Below are 21,883 nucleotides of genomic sequence, written 5' to 3' on the forward strand. Positions count from 1 at the left end.
GGTTATAAACAGTTTTAACGAGTATGCGAATAAGCATAGAAAGAACGCTGTAACCTCTGCAAATGATGCAAACGGATGCGAATCGTGGCCGTAACGCCGCCAGAGCAATTTTGCGCCACTGTCAGTAAACCTTCATGTCCAAAGAGTCCTGATAGACGATCGCGAACACTTTGCAAAGCAATGCCGTTGCCCTTGGGGGTATCGTTTAAGCTCATGCCATTATCTTCTACCGATAACTCAAACCAGTTATCCGTCACTTCGATACTCATTCGAATGGTACCGCCTTCGGCTTTTGGTTCAATACCATGTGATACCGCGTTTTCCACCAAAGGTTGGATCAACATAGGCGGCATGCCGAGTGTACCCCATTCTGACAACTCAGGCAGAGTGTATTCCAGCCTGTCTCCTAAGCGTATTTTTTGGATACCGAGATACGCATCAATCAGTTGTATTTCTTCTCGCAAGTCTCCTATATTACTTCGTCGCAAGCGCATAGTACCGCGTAATAAATCGGTGAGCTTCTCCAACATAAGCTGAGCTTTGTAGGGTTCAACGGGGATCAAGGCGTTAATATTAGCTAACGTATTAAATAGAAAATGAGGATCCATTTGGCTCTGTAGCTGCTTAAGCTGGCTCAGTAGCAAAGCTTTCTCTTGCTTCGACTCACGATAGCGCGACGCTTCCAGAGCACCTTGCGTCAACGCTTTTTGCTCATAAGTGTATAAATATAAAAAACTGACTGAAGTAAAAACAAGGCCCAATACAATGACAGGTACAAATGAAAGGTAATCATTAAATTCCGGTTTTTGATGCAACCAAACATAAGCGTTCAATGTACCGAATAACATCGTCCCAAAAAATGCTAGCAATTTTACTACGGGTTTTGGTAATTCTGGCCAATGGAAACTGATCGCTGGTGACAAAAAAAATGCGCAATAACCGTAACCAAAGCTGATGGCAATGTGATCGCTCACTGTACCACCCCAAATAGCCAAGGTTGTTAACGCAATAACTAAACAAAACAATGTGGTTAAAAAAAATTTTTTTAACCTTTGATTTCTGATGTCAAAACGTTTGAGCATCTAGAATTCCCTTTTTAGATTGCATAGAATTTTAACGTTAGTGGTCAAACTATACCCAAACTACTTGGAGTTGCAGATAGGCAGCAAGTGAGTAAGCCCAAATGAACATAGCCAAACTATGTAAGTGGGGTGAACGAACCTAGTCAACACCCATGCACCTTCAAGTAGGAAGGGGATATATACTGTGATTTAGTACGACTCACGAAACCAAGCCAAAATTAATCAAAATCCCTTGCAAAGACCTATAAAATTTACTCCCCATCAAGTTCGGCCAATGTAAAGCAAACCATAACATCTATGAATGTTTGCTCTCAATCAATTCGATCCATCCCTCAGTTTAAAGCGTTATGGCACACCATGACCTTTGGATGCGACCCACACCCGATACCACTGCTCACGAGAAAGCTCTAACGACAAGGCTGCTATTGCACTTTGAACTCGCTCGATTTTTCCGGATCCGATAATCGGTAGTGGTTGGCTCGGTAAACGACGCACCCACGCATAAATCACCTGCTCAATCGACTCTGCGCCGAGCTCAACACGGATCTCTTCCAGCACAGCTCGTACGCGCTGCGTTTGCTCGGTTTGACCTGAGAAAATCGCGCCGCCACCGAGGCATGACCATGCCATTGGGCGAATGCGTAGACGCTGCAGTTGATCCAAAGTGCCATCGTGTGCCACATCAAAATTGAGTGGGTTGATTTCGACTTGGTTAGTCACCAATAGCTTACCTAAGCGTGACTGCAGCAAATCAAACTGCGCAGGGCTGAAGTTTGAAACACCAAAGTGTTTCACTTTACCGACCTTGTGCAGTTCAGAAAACGCTTCCGCGACTTCATCAGCATTCATCAGTACATCTGGGCGGTGGATCAGCAAGACATCGATCTCATTGACTCCCAAACGCTCAAGCGAGTGATTGACCGATTGATAGATATGCGCCGCGCTGGTGTCGTAGTGATTAATTTTGCGCTCAGGAAAGCGATCGCTACACAGTTTAATGTCGCATTTGGTCACAATCTCGATCTGCTCGCGCAGTGAAGGTTCCAACGCTAGGGCTTCACCAAACAGTGTTTCACATTGATAGTTGCCGTAAATGTCCGCGTGATCAACGGTACTGATCCCCAGCTCAATATGCTGCTTCAAAAAGGTTAAGCGCTGCTGAGGCGTCATGTTCCATTCCGCCAGTCGCCAGTAACCTTGAACCAGTTCAGACAGCTCTGGCCCTTGTTGCGCCATGGTCACTTTCTGTACGGCTGCTTGTTGTTGCATGGTTATTCTCCTGTTTTTCACTCAGCACATCCTATGCAGCTGGCCGTCTCTGTGCAAAAACTATCAATATCGATCCATAAAGTTGTGACTTGAATTAGATTTTTAGACGATAACGCATGGCGGCAATCTGGCTTTCTACGCCCTATCCTGTTGGGTTGTGACGCAGTGCAAATTAACAAGGCGTAGCGCTAAGAATGATGTTGAGTGACGCGGTGCAATTTATCCTTTATCGATACAAAAATCGGCGCCATTTGGGTAGGAAAGCCGAATCAATAATAAGAAGGATAGAGAATGAAACTGAACGCCTTGACCCTATCGCTGCTCTCAGCTCTAGCTTTGCCAGCACTGGCCTCGGCTTCCACTGCGAATTTAACGGTAGCAACCACCACCAACAGCCGTGATTTTCCACTGCAAGCCGATGAACCACTGGTGATCCCGCTCACTAAAGGCGACTACACCTTGACCATTAGCGGGATTGGCGGTGATTGCCCACCGGTCCCCGAACAAGAGATCAAATTCAATACGCCCATCGCTCTCAATTGCCATGTCCCGACTCAGTTACCTTTGAGTATCCGTTTTACCGGGGATTACGCATTTCAGTGGCAAGCGCAAAACAATACGCTCACCTTCGTGCGTCAAACCACTAAGACAGCCAAAACTGAGTTTCGTCGCCCGCTCCCAAACGTCAGTTGCGAAGTGTATCAAGGCGGTGAAGTGACTTTAGATCTGGCGAGCAGCTTTGCCGATGGAACCGAGTTGCAAGATGCAATGACTGGGCAAGTAGTGACCGTCGAGCAAGGCAAAGTGCGCTTAACCCCTTCCGCTAACAGCGGCGGCTTGGTGTTGTTGGAACCCAAACAGACAGCAAAAGCCGAGCCTAAACAGCCCTTTACCTATCGAAATGCCAATATTTATTTTGTGATGGTTGATCGCTTCTACAACGCTGACCCAAGCAATGATGGCAGTTATGGTCGCCACAAAGATGGCCAAGAGGAGATCGGAACGTTTCATGGCGGCGATCTCAAGGGTGTGATTGCAAAACTTGACCATATCCAAAGCTTAGGCACGGATGCTATCTGGCTCTCTCCGATTGTCGAACAGGTACATGGGTTTGTCGGCGGTGGTGAGAAAGGATCATTCCCGTTTTATGCCTATCACGGCTATTGGACCCGCGATTTCACCAAGATCGATGCCAACTTTGGGAAAGATGAGGATTTACAAACCTTAGTACGTGAAGCGCATCGTCGCGGCATTAAAATTTTGATGGATGCGGTGATCAATCATGCAGGTTACGCGACACTCGCCGATTTACAGCAAGATGCGGTACAAGTGGTCAACGCACCTATGCTGCCTGAACGTTGGAATGACTGGAAACCCAACGCCGACGAAAACTGGCACAGTTTCAATCAAGCCATTGATTACCAGAGCAAAAATTGGCAACAGTGGTGGGGACCAGACTGGGTACGCGCAGGCTTACCGGGCTATCCTGCCCCGGGCAGCAGTGACATCACCATGAATCTCGCCGGTTTACCGGATTTTCGCACTGAATCCCCCCAAGCCGTTACCCCGCCGCAGTGGCTACTCAACAATCCCGGCACACGAGTGTTGAGCAAACCCAATTACACTGTCGCTGACTATTTAATTGAGTGGCAAAGCGATTGGGTACGCCGCTTTGGGATCGACGGTTTTCGCATCGACACCGTCAAACATGTGGAAGGGGAAGTGTGGCAACGCTTAAAACAGCGCGCGACGGAAAGCCTTGCAGCGTGGCGTAAAGACAATAATCAAAGCGGTGAGCCGTTTTGGATGATTGGCGAAGTGTGGGGGCACGGTGCCTATCGCAGCCCTTACTTTGATGATGGCTTTGATGCACTGATTAACTTTGACATTCAAAAACGTATGGATAACGGCGCAGCCTGTTTGAGCCAGATGGCGATGGTGTATCGCGATTACGCGCAAACCCTCGCTAAATATCCCGACTTTAACCCCGTCAGTTATATGTCCTCGCACGATACTGAGCTGTTTTTCGGACGCTTTAAATCATTGGATATGCAGCGTAACGCCGCCAATGCCCTGCTACTGACACCGGGCGCCATCCAAGTGTATTACGGCGATGAAGTCGCCCGCGAAGCGGGACCGTACGCAGACGATTTCCATCAAGGCACTCGCTCTGATATGCCTTGGGAATGGAATGCCGAACGCCAAGCACTGCTCAAGCATTGGCAAACCTTAGGTCAATTCCGTCAACGTCACCCTGCGATAGGAGCGGGAGATCATCGCGAAATCGCCCAATCCAACGCTTATGTTTTCACTCGCACATTGGGTGAAGATAAGGTGGTCGTGGCGTTCGTTGGCCGCTAAGCCACTCCATCAGGGGCATACACAGTATGCTCCTGAATTTGTCGAAATTCGTGGCGATTGCCCCACTTCAAAAGATCTCAAAAATCATCCTTTGGTTGTAACTGACTGTAAAGCCTGCAAACTTAAACTGGTACAACCAGAAAATGGCTTTAATTCATTGATCTTGATGAATTAAATCTCTATCTTGCGCCTCTTTTAGAAAATGATTCGGTTATTTTCTTTGACATGACATTAACACAAATTTAACATCACGCTTCGTGTGCTCTTTTCAGTGGTTGGGCTCCTTTACTTGCACCTTCTCGCCCCCACCCGTTACGCATCCAACCACTTGCTCGCCATAACAAAACGACTTGGCGTTATAGATCGGTAGCAAGGGATATCCGTGATGGGTCAACTGAAAAAATCGCATCAAGCCAATAACAATAACCACATACCCAAGCGATTTGAGAATACCGATTAGCAGCCAAGCGCTCCTGCCTGCTGCCAGTGTCGCTTTTGTTCTTCAATCGTGCGGAAAGACCTAGGAGGTCGAGAATGTTGTATAAATCTTCCCTTGCTGTCGTCATCTCAGCCCTGATTGCGGGGCAAGTTAGCGCCGCTGGCTTTCAAGTTGCCGAACACTCAGCATCAGGTTTAGGCCGTGCATTTTCTGGTGAAGCGGCGGTAGCCGATAATGCCAGCGTGTTAGCACGAAACCCTGCCGCCATGATGCTTTTTGAGACAGCGCAATTCTCTGGTGCACTGTCGATCGTCGATCCTGAAGTCAATGTGGACGATCTTTCCAACAATCAGTCGATGAAAGATGTGGCTCCTTTGCAAATTGTGCCAGCCGCTTATTATATCCGCCCAATCAACGATCAATGGGCGTGGGGGCTAGCCATGTTTACGACCTATGGCGTTGCGACTGACTACCCCAATGAGATTTATGCAGGCGACTTAGCCGGTGATACCTCGCTCATGTCAGTCAACCTCAACCCGAATATCGCTTATCGTGTTAACCAAGAACTGAGCTTAGGTTTTGGCCTTGATTTGGTCGCCGCCAAGGCCAAATTAACTCGCCACAAAGGTGGATTGGCCCCCTTCATGGGCGGCGGAAATCCTAGTGATAACCTGATTGGCATGACGGGTGAAACCCTTGCTTTAGGCTGGAATATCGGCGCGCTTTATGAATTGGATGAGCAAAACCGGATCGGCTTTGGCTACCGTTCGCGCGTTAAGCTGAATTTCGATGATGGCGAGTTCTCCAGTTATGATTCAGGTATCGCGACCGGTGCGGTTGTTCCGGGACAACTCAAAATCGAACTGCCAGCCATTTGGGAGCTCTCTGGCTTCCACCAACTGAATGAACAATGGGCCGTGCATTACAGCTACCAACAAACCGATTGGAGCAGCTTTGAAGAACTCACTGCCACTTCCAGCCAATGTAAAAACGGCACCTGTTTCCAAAAAATCGAACAATACCAAGACAACGGACGCTGGTCTGTCGGCGCAACCTATACGCTGAATACCACTTGGACATTACGCGCAGGTTTGGCTTTCGATGAGCAAGCCGGTAAGGCAACACTCAGTATTCCCGACAGTGACCGTTTCTGGTACTCAGCGGGTTTGACGTACACCTTGACGCCACAACTGACCATGGATGCCGGTTTTGCGTTAGTACAGAGCCGTAAGGGGTCTTTTACTGAAAAAAACCAAATCGGCCAGAACCTTCAGTTTGAGTCTGAGGCGGTCGCCTATATCAGTGCATTGCAATTTAACTACCGTTTTCACTAATTTCTGGAGTCGAACATGAAACAGGTTATTAAGCTCTCCCTACTCTGCTCAGCACTCTGGTTAGCCGGTTGCGGTGATGAGACCAATAGTTCAGGTGCAAGCACTGAGGTGGTATACGAATCCTATATTCAACAAGCCTTGCAACGTGATACCACGATCAAATTTGCCTTAAGTGGCAAAGATGCCAATGTGCCTCTCCCCTCATTTGCTTTAATGAATAGCAAGGATGGCACGTTAGAAATTCCGTCCGGCAGCAATACTTCTGGCTCAAACCCGTTAGTGGCGATGGGACAAGTGGATGGCTGGTCCATCACTATGCCGCTGTTCCTCGATTTTAAAGGTGCAGGTTTGGCCGATAACATCATCACATCGGGTATTTATCTGTACGAGTTAACCGACTCGATGACCGGTTCTCCGAGTATCAAAACTAAATTAACCAATGGTCCTGATTACACCGCAATATCAAGCGCCACTTCAGGTAAAATACTGATAGTACCGAAAAAAGCACTCAATGCCTCTTCGGAATACATTTTGGCGGTCACCTCAGAAGTCTCGGATGCCAACGGTAATCCGGTGGGGACTTCTGCAAGCTATGCCGCACTGAAATCCAAAAACAAGATTTACAGCGAAGGAGATATTGCGACGCTACAAAAAGTCACTCAAGGGGTGGAGAAAATCTTCCAACTCAGCGGCGTCGATGAAACGCAAATCGTCTACTCGACGTGGTTTTCTACCCAATCGGTGAGCAATACTCTGTTTGCCACGCGCGGTGCGACCGCATCCGCTTTTGCCAGTGGCAGCAACCAATTAGAGGCCGTGTGGAAACAAACGGGCATTGGGCTCGATACGGCTTACACCATACAATTAGATACACCCGTTGACTTCGCTGCCGCTCTGACAGCGGATGACAATTTCAGTACCTATATTGGTGCAGACAAAAAAACCGCTATTTTAGGTACTTACACGGCCAATACCGTTGATGTAACCAAAGGCACAGTCCGTCTACCTTACTACCTTGAAACTGGCAATAACTGGAATACTCAGCCGTTTGAATCGGCGATGCCAAGCCTCGCCAAGATCAAAGCCGCACTGGCAGACAGTAAAGAGCAATTAACGATCGGCAGCCAACTGCTTGCCGCAGGGGTTGATACTAGCAAGCTCGCCACTGATGTGAGTGAACAGCTTAAGCTGATGGGTTTGACCTTGACCAAATCAGATGGAAGCCCGCTAGATCCTGAACGCTACATCACTCGCTATTCACCCGTACCCAAAGTGAAATCGGTGCAAGATGTGCCATTTTTACTGTTTACTCCGGCAGGTGCTGCGCCAACTGATATTGTGATTTATCAACACGGTGTGACATCGGCGAAAGAAAATGCTTATGCATTTGCGAAAAACTTGGTCGATAAAGGCCTTGCGGTGATCGCGATTGATCTTCCATTACACGGTGAACGTAGCTTAGATAGCTCACGTTCGGCCAATAGTGATCCCCTTGCTTACATCAACCTCACCTACTTGGCCGTGGCTCGGGATAATTTACGCCAAAGCATTCTCGATGTATTGGGACTACGAGCAGCGTTAACCCTGTCTCAGCCACTTTTCACTGGCACCCCACTCTCTAATATCAATGTTCGTAATGGGTCTACTAAAGTACGTATGCTTGGTCACTCCTTGGGTGGCATCGTTGGCACTTCTGCCGTAGCAGAAAGTAATAAAACATTGGGCTCCACACTGGCTAATGCTCTGTACAGCTTCTCTGGCGCGGCGATTCAAAACTCAGGCGGGCAAATTTCTAACCTGCTATTGGGATCAGCGTTTTTTGGTCCCAAAATCAAACATAATGTGGCGCTCAATGCTAGCACTGAATACAAAGGGTTTGCTGATGCACAATGTGCCAGCTTAGATGATTCTGCTTGCTATAACTTGTTCACCGCCTTGGCAACCCAAGAGCAGCTTGCCCAAGTCACTTCAGGCTTCCAGATGTTCTCGTATGCGGCGCAGACCCTACTCGACACTATTGATCCTTACTCTGTAGTGAGCACAAAGCTCAATAATGGTGGACTGACCACGTCACTTTACTTCTCAGAAGTGGATGGTGACAGCGTGGTACCTAACAAGGTGAGTAATCCTACTGGCTCGCTGGTTTATCTCAGCCCGCAATTTGCAGGTACAGAGCCACTGGCTACCTTGCTTGGTTTAACCACAGTCAATGCAGGACAAACAGCGCCAAACGCAACCAAAAGCTTTGTTCAGTTTAACAGCACGGCAAAACACTCGACCTTTGTTGCCCCGCAAGATGCAGGATATGCGGATCTTGCACATCATACTGAGATGCAAGCTCAAACCACCGATTTTCTTGTCAATGACAGCTTAGATGCGATTACAAATACTGTTGTATTGAAATAGCCAAGCAAGCTACATAGAAATACCTCAAACGACCATGAATGAGGGCCGGATACGGCTCTCATTCATCTTGAACCTCACACTTTACTCCAACTAATCTCATGTTTTATAAAAACAAAAACCTATAACCTTGACATACCAAGCATGCTCACCAATGCTTATTGTAAACAAATATAACCAACCAGTTTCCACGTTGATGATACTCCTTACGTGAAATGAAACTGCAGTGGTAACAATCACTTCACCGATTTGCTCAAACTGAAATGACGATAAGTCTCCAGTAACGGGTTAGTAAAACGGATGGAAATCGCAATGTCAGAGGTTAGGCTAATCCCAGCAACCTATGGAAGAACTAAGTTCGCGCTTATTCGCATCCAATGTGCAGGAGCTACAATTTTTCTTTTGCCACTCTATTTGGCAAAGTTTGAATGGATTGACCTTATGTGACGGGTGATGTTTCACGTTAAATGAAAAAGAGAGCCAGATGCTCTTGTTCATACGAGACACCCAACATAAGGCGTTAATAGGAGATGCATATGTTTGGTTTTGGTCAAAAAACGGTACAGTGCCCCCCAACACTGGAGCAAAACACGCTACAAGCTATACAAGAAAGTATGGCGACTATTGAGTTTGATTCCACGGGAACCATTCTTACCGCTAATGCCCATTTTTTAGCCGCCACTGGTTATCAGCTCAGTGAGATTCAAGGCAAACACCATCGTATATTTTGTTCACAGAATACGATTCAATCACCTGAGTACACCAAATTTTGGCAAGCACTTGCTCAAGGTCAAGCGCAAGCAGGCACTTTTAAGCGCTACAAAAAAGACGGTGAGCTCCTCGTCATTCAAGCCACTTATTTTCCTATCAAGGAAGAGGGTAAAGTGACACGAGTAATGAAAATCGCCTCAGATACCACTGCAGCGTTTCTTAAGTCACGAAATGATGCAGACGTTTTATCGAGTGCTAATGACAATTTTGCTATCATTGAATTTCAGCCTGATGGCACCATATTAAACGCTAACAAACTCTTTTTAAGTGCCCTCGCTTATTCGCTCGAAGAGATAAAAGGTAAGCACCATCGTATTTTCTGTTATGACGAGTTTTACCGTGAAAATCCAGATTTTTGGAAAGAATTAGCCACAGGTCATGCATTCACTGGGCGCTTTTTACGCAAAAACAAACACGGCGAACAAATTTGGATCCAAGCAATTTATAGCCCTGTCAAAGATAATAAAGGCAATGTATATAAGGTGGTGAAATTCGCTTCAGACATCACCCAAGACGTACTTCGAGAGCAAGAAGTGAAAGATGTTGCGAATGTAGCTTACAGCACATCGGTTGAAACCTCTCAGGTAGCGATGCAAGGCAATAAAGTGTTGCATGAATCGGTATCACTGGCTGATGTTATGGTGGGCAATATTTCACAATCCTTGGCGCAAATTGAACAACTGGTCACCCTATCGAAAGATGTCTCTGAAATTGTCAAAACCATCAGTGGCATTGCCGATCAAACCAACTTGCTCGCATTAAATGCAGCGATAGAAGCGGCGCGAGCGGGTGAGCAAGGACGCGGTTTTGCTGTGGTTGCCGATGAAGTGCGTCAACTGGCTTCTCGCACCTCAAAAGCCACAGAAGAGATCAATCAAGTGGTGAATAAAAACCTCGCGTTAACGGAAACGGTAACCAGTTCCATTTCTCAAGTCTCCAAGATTGCCAATGAAACCAATGGCCGCATTGTGGAAGTGTCAACCATCATGGAACAGATTTACCAAGGTGCAGAAAATGTTTCTTCGGCGGTCAGCCAACTCAAATAGTTAATACCTTCTAAAAACTGATCTTCAAAAACAATGCCCTCAGACTTTGCTGAGGGCATTGTTTTATACCCAAACGACTTGGAGTTGCAGGTTGGCGGCAAGTAAGTTAGTCCAAGCGTAAAGTCACACCAGAATAGTTACTGTAACCGCGTAACATCACATGGTATGTCGTACCTACAACGGCAGAAATTGTACATTGTTCGACATTACCCGCGCGGTACGGACGACAATCCCAAACTGAGGTGGTCGGTTTGCTGCCAGCCTTCACATACAAATCGGCATCACCATTTCCACCACTAATAGACACAACCACATTGCCTGAACTTTCCACGGTGAAAGTATAAAAATCTTCACCGCCACGTGAGCCGCTCAATCCTGTGATCGGTTTACCTTTCTCAAGGACTTTGACGACAGGTGGTGGCGTGGTGCCACAAGAAGCATTGACACCCACGGTATTAAAGGCCGCCACGACATCTGCGGTGTTGTAGTTGAGATCCTGTGCAGCTTTCACTACCCCACAGCCCCCTTGATCAAACGTGCTGTTCGGTGTCCAGTACAACTGGTTAGCCACGGCAAACACTTCAAAGCCTTTGCGTACGTTCCAACCCGTTTTATTAGCGAGTAGGTAAAACGCGCGATTAAACACGCCACTCGAATGGTGAACGTCCATACCGTTATAATACTGTGAAGCATGATCTATCGAACGGCCATCACGTGACGGTTGATCGAAATAACGCAAACCACCGGATGATTTAAAAATATCCGCGCCGACAATCCAGTCCACGCTGCCGCGCATAAAGTATTCCGCCGCTTCACCAGCAATATCCGAGAATGCTTCGTTGATACCACCGGACATATCTCGGTACACGAGGCCTGAATTCTGCTCGGTAAAACCGTGACTGACCTCATGAGCACTGACGTTGATATCCACCAAAGGATAGAAACGGGTATAACCATCACCAAAAGTCATCGCGCGGCCATCCCAGAAGGCATTTTCATAGTTATTGCCGTAGTGCACACGCATGGTTAATTGGAAAGTCAGCGGCGAAGTATTCAACCACTGCTGATACATATCAAACACCACCTTTCCAAAAAAGTGCGCGTCGTTAAGCGGTGAGTAAGCACCATTCACTGTTTTCACGCTGTTGTAGTTAGTGCCGTTGTTACAAGCATAACTGAAAGCCGTGCTACCCGAGGTGCCACCATTGAGGTTAACGGTTTTTACCGCACTGTTATTCATCGTACAGGTAGTTCCGGTCTTATCAATCGTGAAACCGGGTAAACCATTACTGCCGTATTCATAACGTCCCGTTTTTTGGTTACCGCCGGGGCCGGTTCCTGTTGCATGTGCATGGTTAATTCCATCCCATTGGTCTAGCACTTCTCCCGTTGCTGCACTGATAAAGTAGAACGGACGCGAAGGTGTTTCTGATGCGACAAAAAAGTCGACCAAGTAAACTAACTGGGCCTGTTGGTTATCATCCAAGCGTACCATCAGTTGCACGTTTTCATTTTCAACTGGGAGCGACTCTCCAGCGTGTTGTTCACCAAAATGGCCAACCGCTAAAGCGATGGCCTGCTGGCTTTCAATGTCGGGTGTGACGGTTGGGAGATCGTCTTCCAACTGCTGAGCCATCTGACCATACACTTGCGAAATCCCTTTACTGGATTCGGTTGCCGCCACAACGGTGCCATAGACAGGAACCCCGTTGTACATCTGCTGGTAACGCACTTTTACCTTACCATTCGGCAACTGTACCGTATTGACGGCTTTAAAACCGCTGGCGGCAGGCATCATGCTGTACTGTTGCTGCACCAACGCTTGTTCAACCATTGATGCATCATCAATCGTGACCATTTGTGCCGCATAGAGAGGGAAGCCAGTTGCCGCTCCGGCCAGAACTAACCAATTCAGAGGACGTTGTATCTTTTTCATTTCTCAATCCTAGAGATATTGAATGTGTTAAGCGTTGAACCGCTCCCATCAACGCCGATTGCACGCGAAATACCGCGTTCAATCAAAGTGGTCCAAGTCAATGAAAAACACCAAACTCAAGTTAAAAAAATGTCAACAGACACTGTGCACTTTACGTGTCACAAACTACTCAGTAAGTAGGAATACTCGATAAGAAAGCCAGAAATAAAGAAAATAAAATCATAAAGATAGAATCTTACTGATAGGTTTGCGCCTTTAAAATTTGACACCTATTTATCAGTATCAACAGGGGGTTGACGTACGCCTGATACTCTGAATGGATATTACGTTAGAAAACAATCACTACCGCTAAAAATGATGAAATCGAGGCCACAAAAAAATAAAGCCGCGATTTTGCGGCTTTATTTTCGAAATAGGGCGTTAGAATTTATAACCACCCGCGATCATAAATACCCAAGGATTGATTTCAACATCCGTGGATTTGGCATCTGCACCCGCTTTGTAGGTTGCCGTTGTTTCAATATTGGCATACCACACAGAAGCGTTGAGGAACCAGCTATCATTGAGCATATAATCAAAGCCAACGTTAGCAGCAAGTCCCCATGAGTCGTCCAGTTTTAAATCACTCAATGCATTATTAGTACCCGTACCATTAAAGCCTTCATCAAAGAAAGTGGTGTAGTTCAAACCCGCACCAACATATGGACGGAAAGTCGAATTGGCTTCACCAAAGTAGTATTGGACCATAAAGGTAGGTGGCAAATGTTTAGTTTCAGCAATGTCACCAAGGCTACCTAACTCACCACCAGAAGTAGAAATCTTATGTGAAAATGGCGTAGCAGCAAGGACTTCAAAACTGATGTTGTCAGTAAACATATAGCCAAGCGTTAACCCTAACTGGGTATTGCTATTCACTGCCAACTCACTTTGAGTGTTTAACACTTTATCGCTACTGTCATTAGGTACTACTGAGGCAATACCCGCGCGCACAATAAAGTCACCTTCTTGGTGCGCAAATACAGGAGCGGAGCTTAGGGCTGCAAGCACGGCTAAGCCGCAAATGGTTTGTTTCATGACGTTTTCCTTTTTTGTAGGGCTATGTTGTTATCTTTGTGTTGCGCGCACAGTAGCACACAAAAACCACACAAACTTGATGGAAATCAAGTTGCATCATTTAGACACATTAATAATGTGTTTTTGCAACTTGCATCACTTTTTGCAAACATCCTTAACATTCTTCTAGTGCAAGCCTAACGTGCCATGTTGGCATCAAATATGCAAAAGACTCGTTGTTCCCCAATCGAGGATGACGATATGGACACAATCTACAAAATCGAGTCATACAGTGATGAGGCCGTTAATACCATTGCCGCGTTCATTCGCTCCAAAGGCGGTAGATGTTGCGTCGCCGGTTACGCCGTCATCACCAATCACCCGTTTAGAGAAAGTGAAGCGTGGCGTTTACTGCCGCTGGTCGGAAAAGTCACTGACAGTTTAAGCGATTGGGATATCACCCAATTTGAAGAGTTGGTGAGCGAAATCACCCATTAACTGGGCCCGTGTTTAAACAGGGTGAAAAACCTCACACGCCTTCGTGAGTAGAAAAGACTAGGGAAGTTGCATATGTTGTGGAGCTTATGGGCATGACCTAACGTGGTCATCTAAATGAGTGAGCGCAAAAAACTGTGCTTTCGTACTCAAACTTTATCATTAGTTGCGACTCTCTTTAGATAATCACCTTTTCTAAATATTGAAATTCACATAAGCTCAGCACGCCAGACCGTATACAAAAATCTAGAATTTTCCAGTGGTTGAGTTCCATAAAAAGATAAATATATTTTCAATGGCGCTCCTATGTGCTCCGGAACTAAGCCTCTTATACTTACTTTGTCTGTGATACTCAAACCACTTGAGGTTTAGGTAAGCACTCCAAAGTAAGCCACCAACAACATAGACAAACCGTGCCAAGGTCATTCGTAAGCGCGGCGTGATTCTGTTGTATTGAGCTGGTTGGGTATACATGACAAACCTTTGACTTAATTAACCGTTCAGTGAATTCAAAATGAAGATCTTCTCTCGCCTTAGTCATGTTCTTCTGATATGCAGCAGTTTAATTATTGCCATACCAGCGCATTCCGCCGATTCCTCGACTACGCCCAAAGCCGCCGTCAAACAAACCGTTAAGAAACAAGAACTCTCTGCCAATAGCGCATTAGTAATTGATCTTAAAACCAATGAGATTATTTATTCCAATAATCCTGATGCGGTAAAACCCATCGCTTCAGTCACTAAGTTGATGACGGCTATCGTAACTTTAGATGCCAAACTACCAATGGATGCCAAACTGCCCATCACCATCAAAGATGCGAAAGAGATGAAAGGCGTGCACTCTAGAGTAAAGATCGGTAGTGAAATTAGTCGAAAAGATATGCTATTGCTGACATTGATGTCATCTGAGAACCGTGCTGCTGCGAGTCTTGCTCACCATTACCCAGGTGGTTATAAAGCGTTCATTAAAGCAATGAATGCCAAAGCTAAAGCATTAGGTATGAAAAATACTCACTTTGTCGAGCCAACCGGGCTCTCAGCGAAAAATGTCTCAACGGCTCGCGACTTGGTGGTATTACTGAAAGCCAGTAAAAAATACCCTTTATTGGGTAAATTGAGCGCCACCGACAAGAAAACCGTCACCTTTTCTAAACCTCGATACACGCTCGATTTTCGTAACACGAACCGATTGGTGCACAACGACAATTGGAAAATTGACCTCACAAAAACCGGATTCACCAACGCTGCAGGACATTGTCTTGTCATGCGCACACAGATGGGTAGACGCCAAGTTGCCTTCGTCGTACTGGATACCAAAGGCAAACTCTCACCCGTCGGTGATGCCAATCGCCTGCGTACTTGGATAGAAACCGGCAAAGTCACGCCTCTTTCATCGGAAGCCAAGCAATATAAAAAGCAACGCAGCCAAGAGCAAATCGCTAAAATCAGTGATTACAAAAACTAGCAGGCCAATCCCACTCTAAGCTAAATGCCATAAAAAAATCCGAGTGTATCTAATACACTCGGACGATTCCGATAGTGAATGAGCACAATAGCTCACTCTACTCAGCAAAACTAAACAGGATTCTCCTTTGTTTAGCGTCCACTTCTTTCACCGTAATTTCAACTTGAGTACCCAACGCAAAAGTGGCAGTTTGACTAACGATTTTTTGTCTTACCCCATCAAACTCAAACTCTCCATTTTGGAAGCTAGATAGGGGAACCAAACCTTCGATTCGGTTTGATTCTAGCTCAACAAACAGGCCAAAATGGGTTACGCCAGAAACTCGACCAGTAAAGCTTTGCCCGATAAAGGGCTTCATATAGTGACACTTCAACGCATTCTCAACCTCACGGCTCACTTCATCCGCCTGACGAGACTGATGAGAACAATGCACACTTAATTGCTCAATCACCTTGCTATCATAAGGATAATTGGTTGCCCCGCCAGTGCACTGACCGAGCGATTTGAGTTTGATCAGTAGACGCTGAAACGTCCCTTTCGCTTGTTCACGCAGCTTAGAACGGATCGCTCGGTGTACCAGCAAATCAGGATAACGGCGAATGGGCGAAGTAAAGTGCGCATAAGCCCCATAAGCTAAGCCAAAGTGTCCCTGATTTTTCGGTGAATATTCGGCTTGGCTTTGCGAACGTAGCAGCAAAGTACGAATCACATCCCCTTCTTCTAAATCATGAACCTGTTCTAACAGCGCGTTGTAATCATGCGACGTCGGTTTATCACCACCACCGAGAACTAAGCCTTTGTCGGCTAGCATCATGCGCAGTGATGCTAGCTTTTTCATTTGAGGGCCAGCATGAACACGATACAAACTGGGTATTTTATGCTCTTCTAAAAACTCTGCAGTAGCCACATTCGCACACAACATGAATTCCTCAATCATTCGGTGCGCATCGTTACGGATAACTGGATCGATCGAGGCAATTTTCTTTTTATTATCTAAAGTAAATGCGAGTTCTTGAGTATCAAAATCAATCGCTCCTCTCACCTGACGTTGCCCCAGCAAATTCAGATATAAACGATGCAAATTGAGCAAGTGTTTATCTATCTTGTTCAAATGAGAATGACTCTGTTGATTCGATTGAAGAATCGTCTCGTTGACTTGGTTATAGGTCAAGCGAGCATGGGAGTGAATAAGGCCTTCAGAAAACTCGGCATCCAACATAACACCCGCATCATCAAAGGTCATTTCACACACTAAGACCAACCGGTCAACATTCGGATTGAGAGAACACAAACCATTCGATAAGGCTTCAGGCAACATAGGGACGACATAACCTGGAAAATAAACTGACGTTGCGCGAGTTTGGGCTTCAAGATCTAAAGGGTCATGCGGCTGAACATAGTGAGATACATCTGCGATAGCTACGAACAGTTTCCATTGGCCATTATCCATAGGGTAGCCATAGACAGCATCATCAAAGTCTTTGGCATCATCACCATCTATAGTGACAAAAGGCAGATCTCGATAATCAACACGCTGCAGTTTATCTTTTTCATTTACATCCGTTCCCAAAGCTAGGGCAGCGCTCAATACCTCACTCTCCCACTTTTCATTGATACCGTGACGACGTAATGCCAGCTTGACCTCAATCCCAGAGTCACCCGGACGCCCCAAAACTTCTGTGATCTCAACCATAGTAGAGTGTTTGTGATCAGGGTATTGAGTCACTTGGGCGTAAACCAGTTTCCCCACACTTTTGGCTGTAAATTGATTTGTATTGACATGAATGATCTGTGAAAACGTTGAATTTTCTGGAGATAGATAGAAATTAACGCCTTTTTTCTTAAGCAAACCGACAATGTGAGTCGTCTTTCTCTCAACAATCTTTATCAAACGATGATTTGAACGGCCCTGTTGCTGAGCATGCCCTTTTAAAACCTGTACGATATCGCCGTCAAACACATGGTCGAGCTGATGTTTGGGTAAAAATAGATCTTTTTGATTATCGTCATACGAGACAAAACCAAAACCATCAGCATGTAGGCTAATTCGGCCCGAGACTAACGCGGTTTGATCAACTTTTTGATAGCCTCTTCTGTGTGTAAAGGTGAGCTGACCGTCACGCTCCATTGCTCTCAGCCGTTTTTTCAGCGCTTCTTTTTGATTTCTTTCACTTAATCCCGTCGAATGAGAGATTTGTTCGTGACTTAAATAGTGTTTTACTTTGTCGAATAGACTAAGAATATAATCTCGACTAGGGATAATGTGATCATAATGGGCAATATTGATTGCAGATGCGGATAAGTTTAATTTCATGTATTTCTCATTTATTCGCCAACCGCTCTCGAGATATAAACCAATTTATATGTATAAAGCACTAGGCGAAATTGACTCTATTATGAGCCTATTAATATAAATTCCAGAAGATGGAATAGAAGATTTAGGTAAACATTACCTAATTGTAAATATATACCAAAGGTATTAATACGAAAGGTGATAATTTGATATTAACAGTAATTGATGTAGTTAAAACAGTGAAGTTTTTAAAATAGCTGAGGTATATAAATGAAGAATATTCGAAGGGGTATTGTGACACCACGTTAAAGTGGTGTCACATTCAGTCTTACAGCACTGTTACTTCAGCAGCTTGTAAACCTTTTTTACCTTTCTCAACGAGATAAGATACTTTTTGACCTTCAGCTAATGTCTTGAATCCAGTTGAAACAATAGAGTTGAAATGAACGAAAACGTCATCACCACCATTGTCTTGAGAAAGAAAGCCAAAGCCTTTAGTCTCGTTGAACCATTTTACTGAACCAGTTGATTTATTAGACATAGATACCTCTATATTGATATTGAATTTTTAGGATTAATTTTTAGCTAATAAGTGCTATTTCATGATTTAGAGATAAATATTTTGTCGCAGGAACGTAAACGAGGGTATCGAAGAATAACTGAGAGAAATGTCGATCTTAAAACTAAATAGCTCTCTTCTTAAGAGCTGATGTGCAGTATACCGATAGAATCAAGAATAGCCAGCCTTTTCTTTTTTATTTTTCATTTTGTTGGGATCATTTGGCTAGACAAGGCTGAAAACCATTCGCTTCTCTTGCATCACAAGCGCTATACAAGAGTCTCCATGCAGGGTAAGGTGGTCAAATTGTCTAGTTTTTCTATGCAGCTCTCAAAGCAACATTTAGCCTTGAACATTGAAGAGATAAGAAAACTTCTATCTATTTCATTTTATCCGTGTATAGTGTGCCTCGCTTTTTGTCTTGAAATATTCATTCCTTAGTTAGTCTGAATCTCTTTTGGGTATCATTCTGATGTGCGTTGTAAAGTTACGCACTTAGCAGCGTATTTTTATCTTGATAAGATTGTCTCAGAGCATTTCATGCACAGTCATCTATAGAAGATAAAGAAAATCGCACATTGAAATTTAAAAAAACAATGTGTTGCTCATATAATTAATGAAGAGTAACACTATGGGTTTACGATTTTTGTTAAGTACGTGAACATTTATCAAGATAAAACTCAAGCATTAAATATGAACATTCACAGCTTGAATTTTAATATTGATGAATATTTATTATTAAACTAAGACGAATGTAAAGTAATAATAAATATTCATCGTAAAACTTTAAAAAGGTAAAAATATGAAGAACAAAAGAGTTAAATTGCCTAAAAAGAATAAAAAAGGTGCATATGAAGCAAAATTTGAAGAAATGGTAAAAGAGTACCATAGCGCTCAAGCGGTTTTGGGTGAAATGTCCGCAGGCTCGGAAGAATACACTGAACAAAAAGTCCTCTGTGACAAGTTATTTGCTTATGCTGAACGATTTTTCAAACAGAACCAATAACCAAACCTATTTATAAATATAGTGATTGTGGTGTGTAAGTGTCATTCTTCTTCACATCATTCTCATTTATCGATAACATTGCACATTAATAAATATTACTGTCATTTATAAGATATAAACAAATTCTAGTTTATACAAATAAACAATAGCTTAATTATATTTTCATAACGATTTCCCCAACACCTTAAAGTATAGGTGTTGGTTTTTATGGGATGACTTAACTCTATCGTTTCATATAAAAAAGTTCAGAAAAATAAAATACATCATATATAATTTAGTTCTGTGCAACACACCAGTAAAACCCAAGGCTGAGAAGTTGTTTTTTAAATTCACCACTAATCAATCCAATAAAAAATTAGTAGCATCTAGCCACTTATTATGCATCGCGCTGTAAAATATAAACCCTAATAAATTCATCTATCGGCATTGGCTTTTCAAATATATAACCTTGAAAATTATCAACATTTTTCGACAAAAGATAATCAAGCTCTTTTTTGCTTTCAACCCCTTCTGCAATAGTCGAAATAGCCAGATTCTTTGATAAATCAATGATATTATCTAATAATTCCATTTTGTACCCACTATCTATTGATGCAACATAACTCTTATCTATTTTAATATAGTCAACATCCATCTGAAGCAAGTATTTCAATGAGCAGTGCCCAGTTCCAAAATCATCAAGAGCTATTTTAAAGCCTAAAGATTTGAAAGCATTAACTGCATCGATATATTTTTTCTCATTAGGAATCTCTTCTCTTTCTGTCAACTCAATTATAAATGTGCAATCGCTCTTTGATAAAGAATCAAAATATTTCACACAATAATTAAAGAAATCTTCATTTATAATTTGGCTAGGCGATATGTTAATAGATATGTGCAATGGAGCCTTTCTACTTATAGATATTAAATTTAAACTTAAGGCTAATTTTTCCATCAACATTTCTGTTATTCCATTTATTTGTCCATTTTTCTCAGCTATAGAAATAAACTCATCAGGAAATATAAATTTATTCTTTTTATCGATCCACCTCACTAGAACCTCTGCACCCATTAAGTTTAGATTACGATCAAAAATAGGTTGCAAGTAAGGATGAAAGCCTTTATTTTTCAAAGCATTATCAATTTTAAACCACATGACACCATAAATAGAGAACTTAGAAAAAATGAAGTTAGCCCCAAAATTACAAAATGCGATCCATAACAAAAAAAACAAACCATAATTTTCTATCACAAATGAAAAATAATCTATCGATTTGTAATTAGCATAAATTTTATAAAAATCGTTTGAGTAAACTTGATAAAACCCATATAAGTTAGTATCTAGTTCTAAAATAGAGTCGTATTTAAAATAATGCCCACCGATTAAAACAGTAAAATCTGCAAATCCATCTTAAAATTTAAGTAGCCCTTTAATATTACCTGGATGCACACCAAAAATCACAGAAATTTTCTCTTCTACCTTGTATGACACAAGTAGAACACCTTTATCCGCATTATTTGATTTATTGCTATATGGTGATTCTGATAGATATAGAAATTTGTTTATATGGTACTTATCAATATAGTCTGATATAACTAATTTTTCTTTGGATAGTGAAGTACACTCAACCAAGTTTTCGTTGAGCCAACTAACACTTCGAATGATTGAACTATCAAAAACAGCTAAATTCGCCCGCTCTCTAAATACTTCACAATTGTCTGGCATTTCAATACTTTTGAAATGATCATTATAAATAGCGTCAACTTCATCAATCGCACCATTTATCTTAGAAACAATAGAATTGGCACCAGAACTTATATCAGCTTTAAATATTTTTATTGTCAAAGCCACAACAATCATAACACCAATTATATTAGCAATTAAAATAAATAAAAAACGATTCATAGAACCTTGGTGTATATGTATTAAACCTTATAAAATACATTGCTGCAGCTAATATTTAAGTTTAATCCATACGAAGGATTTGTCATTGAGTTTTTTCTTAATTACCAAAACCCCACTTTACTGTTTATAAAAACAGTATTTGCCAAAAAACAAAGCGCCCCTTGCGGAGCGCTCTGTGGAGAGATTTTCGGTTACTGCCAATCGAGGATAACTTTGCCGGAAGCCCCGCTGCGCATGATGTCGAAGCCTTTTTGGAAGTCATCCACTTTGAAGTGGTGAGTGATAATTGGGCTGATATCGAGACCCGATTGAATGAGGCTCGCCATCTTATACCAAGTTTCAAACATATTGCGCACCATTCATTTTTACTTTTTAAAATCAATGCAGTAGCGGCGAACCCACCATAATTGGGGCTAAAATGGGGCGATTAAAAATATGACTTTTTGAACACAAATTCTGCCATATCAAGCAATACCAGATCTTGAA

16 protein-coding genes and 1 pseudogene are annotated in these 21,883 nt (G+C 43.4%); 8 read left to right on the plus strand and 9 right to left on the minus strand.

From position 1 onward, the window contains the following. Window positions 1–14: 14 nt before the first annotated feature. Complete coding sequence (locus R4537_RS04060) at window positions 15–1,082, minus strand: sensor histidine kinase (protein WP_071178827.1); 1,068 nt, start codon at window positions 1,080–1,082, stop codon at window positions 15–17. 345 nt (window positions 1,083–1,427) lie between these two features. Further along, window positions 1,428–2,351 (minus strand): aldo/keto reductase, encoded by a 924-nt coding sequence (locus R4537_RS04065; protein ID WP_071178828.1) that lies wholly within the window; start codon window positions 2,349–2,351, stop codon window positions 1,428–1,430. A gap of 291 nt (window positions 2,352–2,642) precedes the next feature. Between R4537_RS04065 and R4537_RS04070 the strand changes: the two genes are divergently transcribed. The 5 genes from R4537_RS04070 (at window position 2,643) to R4537_RS04090 (ending at window position 10,705) form a co-directional block, all read left to right on the plus strand. After that, the gene (locus R4537_RS04070) at window positions 2,643–4,712 is read left to right on the plus strand and encodes an alpha-amylase (protein WP_071178829.1); all 2,070 of its coding nucleotides are present in this window, start codon (window positions 2,643–2,645) and stop codon (window positions 4,710–4,712) included. Continuing rightward, on the plus strand, window positions 4,702–4,887 hold the full coding sequence (locus R4537_RS04075; protein WP_071178830.1) for a hypothetical protein: 186 nt from the start codon (window positions 4,702–4,704) through the stop codon (window positions 4,885–4,887). The genes R4537_RS04070 and R4537_RS04075 overlap by 11 nt, the downstream gene beginning before the upstream one ends. A gap of 359 nt (window positions 4,888–5,246) precedes the next feature. Next, window positions 5,247–6,485 (plus strand): outer membrane protein transport protein, encoded by a 1,239-nt coding sequence (locus R4537_RS04080; protein ID WP_071178831.1) that lies wholly within the window; start codon window positions 5,247–5,249, stop codon window positions 6,483–6,485. Window positions 6,486–6,500: 15 nt separating this feature from the next. Beyond that, complete coding sequence (locus tag R4537_RS04085; protein ID WP_071178832.1) at window positions 6,501–8,891, plus strand: VolA/Pla-1 family phospholipase; 2,391 nt, start codon at window positions 6,501–6,503, stop codon at window positions 8,889–8,891. A 533-nt stretch (window positions 8,892–9,424) separates the two neighbouring features. After that, window positions 9,425–10,705 (plus strand): methyl-accepting chemotaxis protein, encoded by a 1,281-nt coding sequence (locus tag R4537_RS04090; protein ID WP_071178833.1) that lies wholly within the window; start codon window positions 9,425–9,427, stop codon window positions 10,703–10,705. A 106-nt stretch (window positions 10,706–10,811) separates the two neighbouring features. On the opposite strand, the gene hapA is transcribed toward R4537_RS04090, so the two are convergent. Both hapA and ompW read right to left on the minus strand, forming a co-directional pair. Next, window positions 10,812–12,641, minus strand: coding sequence for a hemagglutinin/proteinase HapA (hapA, locus tag R4537_RS04095; RefSeq protein WP_071178834.1), 1,830 nt, complete (start codon window positions 12,639–12,641; stop codon window positions 10,812–10,814). A 420-nt stretch (window positions 12,642–13,061) separates the two neighbouring features. Beyond that, window positions 13,062–13,715: an outer membrane protein OmpW gene (gene ompW, locus R4537_RS04100; protein WP_071178835.1), complete on the minus strand. Its 654-nt coding sequence runs from the start codon at window positions 13,713–13,715 to the stop codon at window positions 13,062–13,064. 240 nt (window positions 13,716–13,955) lie between these two features. Here ompW and R4537_RS04105 point away from each other — a divergent pair, with 240 nt between their 5' ends. Both R4537_RS04105 and pbpG read left to right on the plus strand, forming a co-directional pair. Then, window positions 13,956–14,192, plus strand: a complete 237-nt coding sequence (locus R4537_RS04105) for a hypothetical protein (protein WP_071178836.1) — start codon at window positions 13,956–13,958, stop codon at window positions 14,190–14,192. Between the two features lie 511 nt (window positions 14,193–14,703). Continuing rightward, on the plus strand, window positions 14,704–15,654 hold the full coding sequence (gene pbpG / locus R4537_RS04110; RefSeq protein WP_071178837.1) for a D-alanyl-D-alanine endopeptidase: 951 nt from the start codon (window positions 14,704–14,706) through the stop codon (window positions 15,652–15,654). 97 nt (window positions 15,655–15,751) lie between these two features. Here the strand turns inward: pbpG and rnr are convergent, their stop codons facing one another. Both rnr and R4537_RS04120 read right to left on the minus strand, forming a co-directional pair. Beyond that, window positions 15,752–17,968, minus strand: coding sequence for a ribonuclease R (gene rnr, locus R4537_RS04115; protein ID WP_071178838.1), 2,217 nt, complete (start codon window positions 17,966–17,968; stop codon window positions 15,752–15,754). Between the two features lie 307 nt (window positions 17,969–18,275). Beyond that, a complete protein-coding gene (locus tag R4537_RS04120) occupies window positions 18,276–18,488 on the minus strand; it encodes a cold-shock protein (RefSeq protein ID WP_000066811.1) in 213 nt (70 codons plus the stop codon). 820 nt (window positions 18,489–19,308) lie between these two features. On the opposite strand from R4537_RS04120, the gene R4537_RS04125 reads away from it, so the two are divergent. After that, the gene (locus R4537_RS04125; RefSeq protein WP_071178839.1) at window positions 19,309–19,512 is read left to right on the plus strand and encodes a hypothetical protein; all 204 of its coding nucleotides are present in this window, start codon (window positions 19,309–19,311) and stop codon (window positions 19,510–19,512) included. A gap of 376 nt (window positions 19,513–19,888) precedes the next feature. Here R4537_RS04125 and R4537_RS04130 read toward each other — a convergent pair whose 3' ends face one another. From R4537_RS04130 to R4537_RS04140, 3 genes and pseudogenes are all read right to left on the minus strand, one after another. Further along, window positions 19,889–20,647, minus strand: a complete 759-nt coding sequence (locus tag R4537_RS04130; RefSeq protein WP_235859105.1) for an EAL domain-containing protein — start codon at window positions 20,645–20,647, stop codon at window positions 19,889–19,891. Window positions 20,648–20,902: 255 nt separating this feature from the next. Continuing rightward, the gene (locus tag R4537_RS04135; RefSeq protein WP_235859106.1) at window positions 20,903–21,397 is read right to left on the minus strand and encodes a hypothetical protein; all 495 of its coding nucleotides are present in this window, start codon (window positions 21,395–21,397) and stop codon (window positions 20,903–20,905) included. Window positions 21,398–21,588: 191 nt separating this feature from the next. Continuing rightward, window positions 21,589–21,750: pseudogene (locus R4537_RS04140) on the minus strand (L-threonine 3-dehydrogenase); the annotation flags it as partial. Between the last annotated feature and the right edge of the window lie 133 nt (window positions 21,751–21,883).

This window comes from Vibrio paracholerae (assembly GCF_037672085.1).
Lineage (GTDB): Bacteria > Pseudomonadota > Gammaproteobacteria > Enterobacterales > Vibrionaceae > Vibrio > Vibrio cholerae.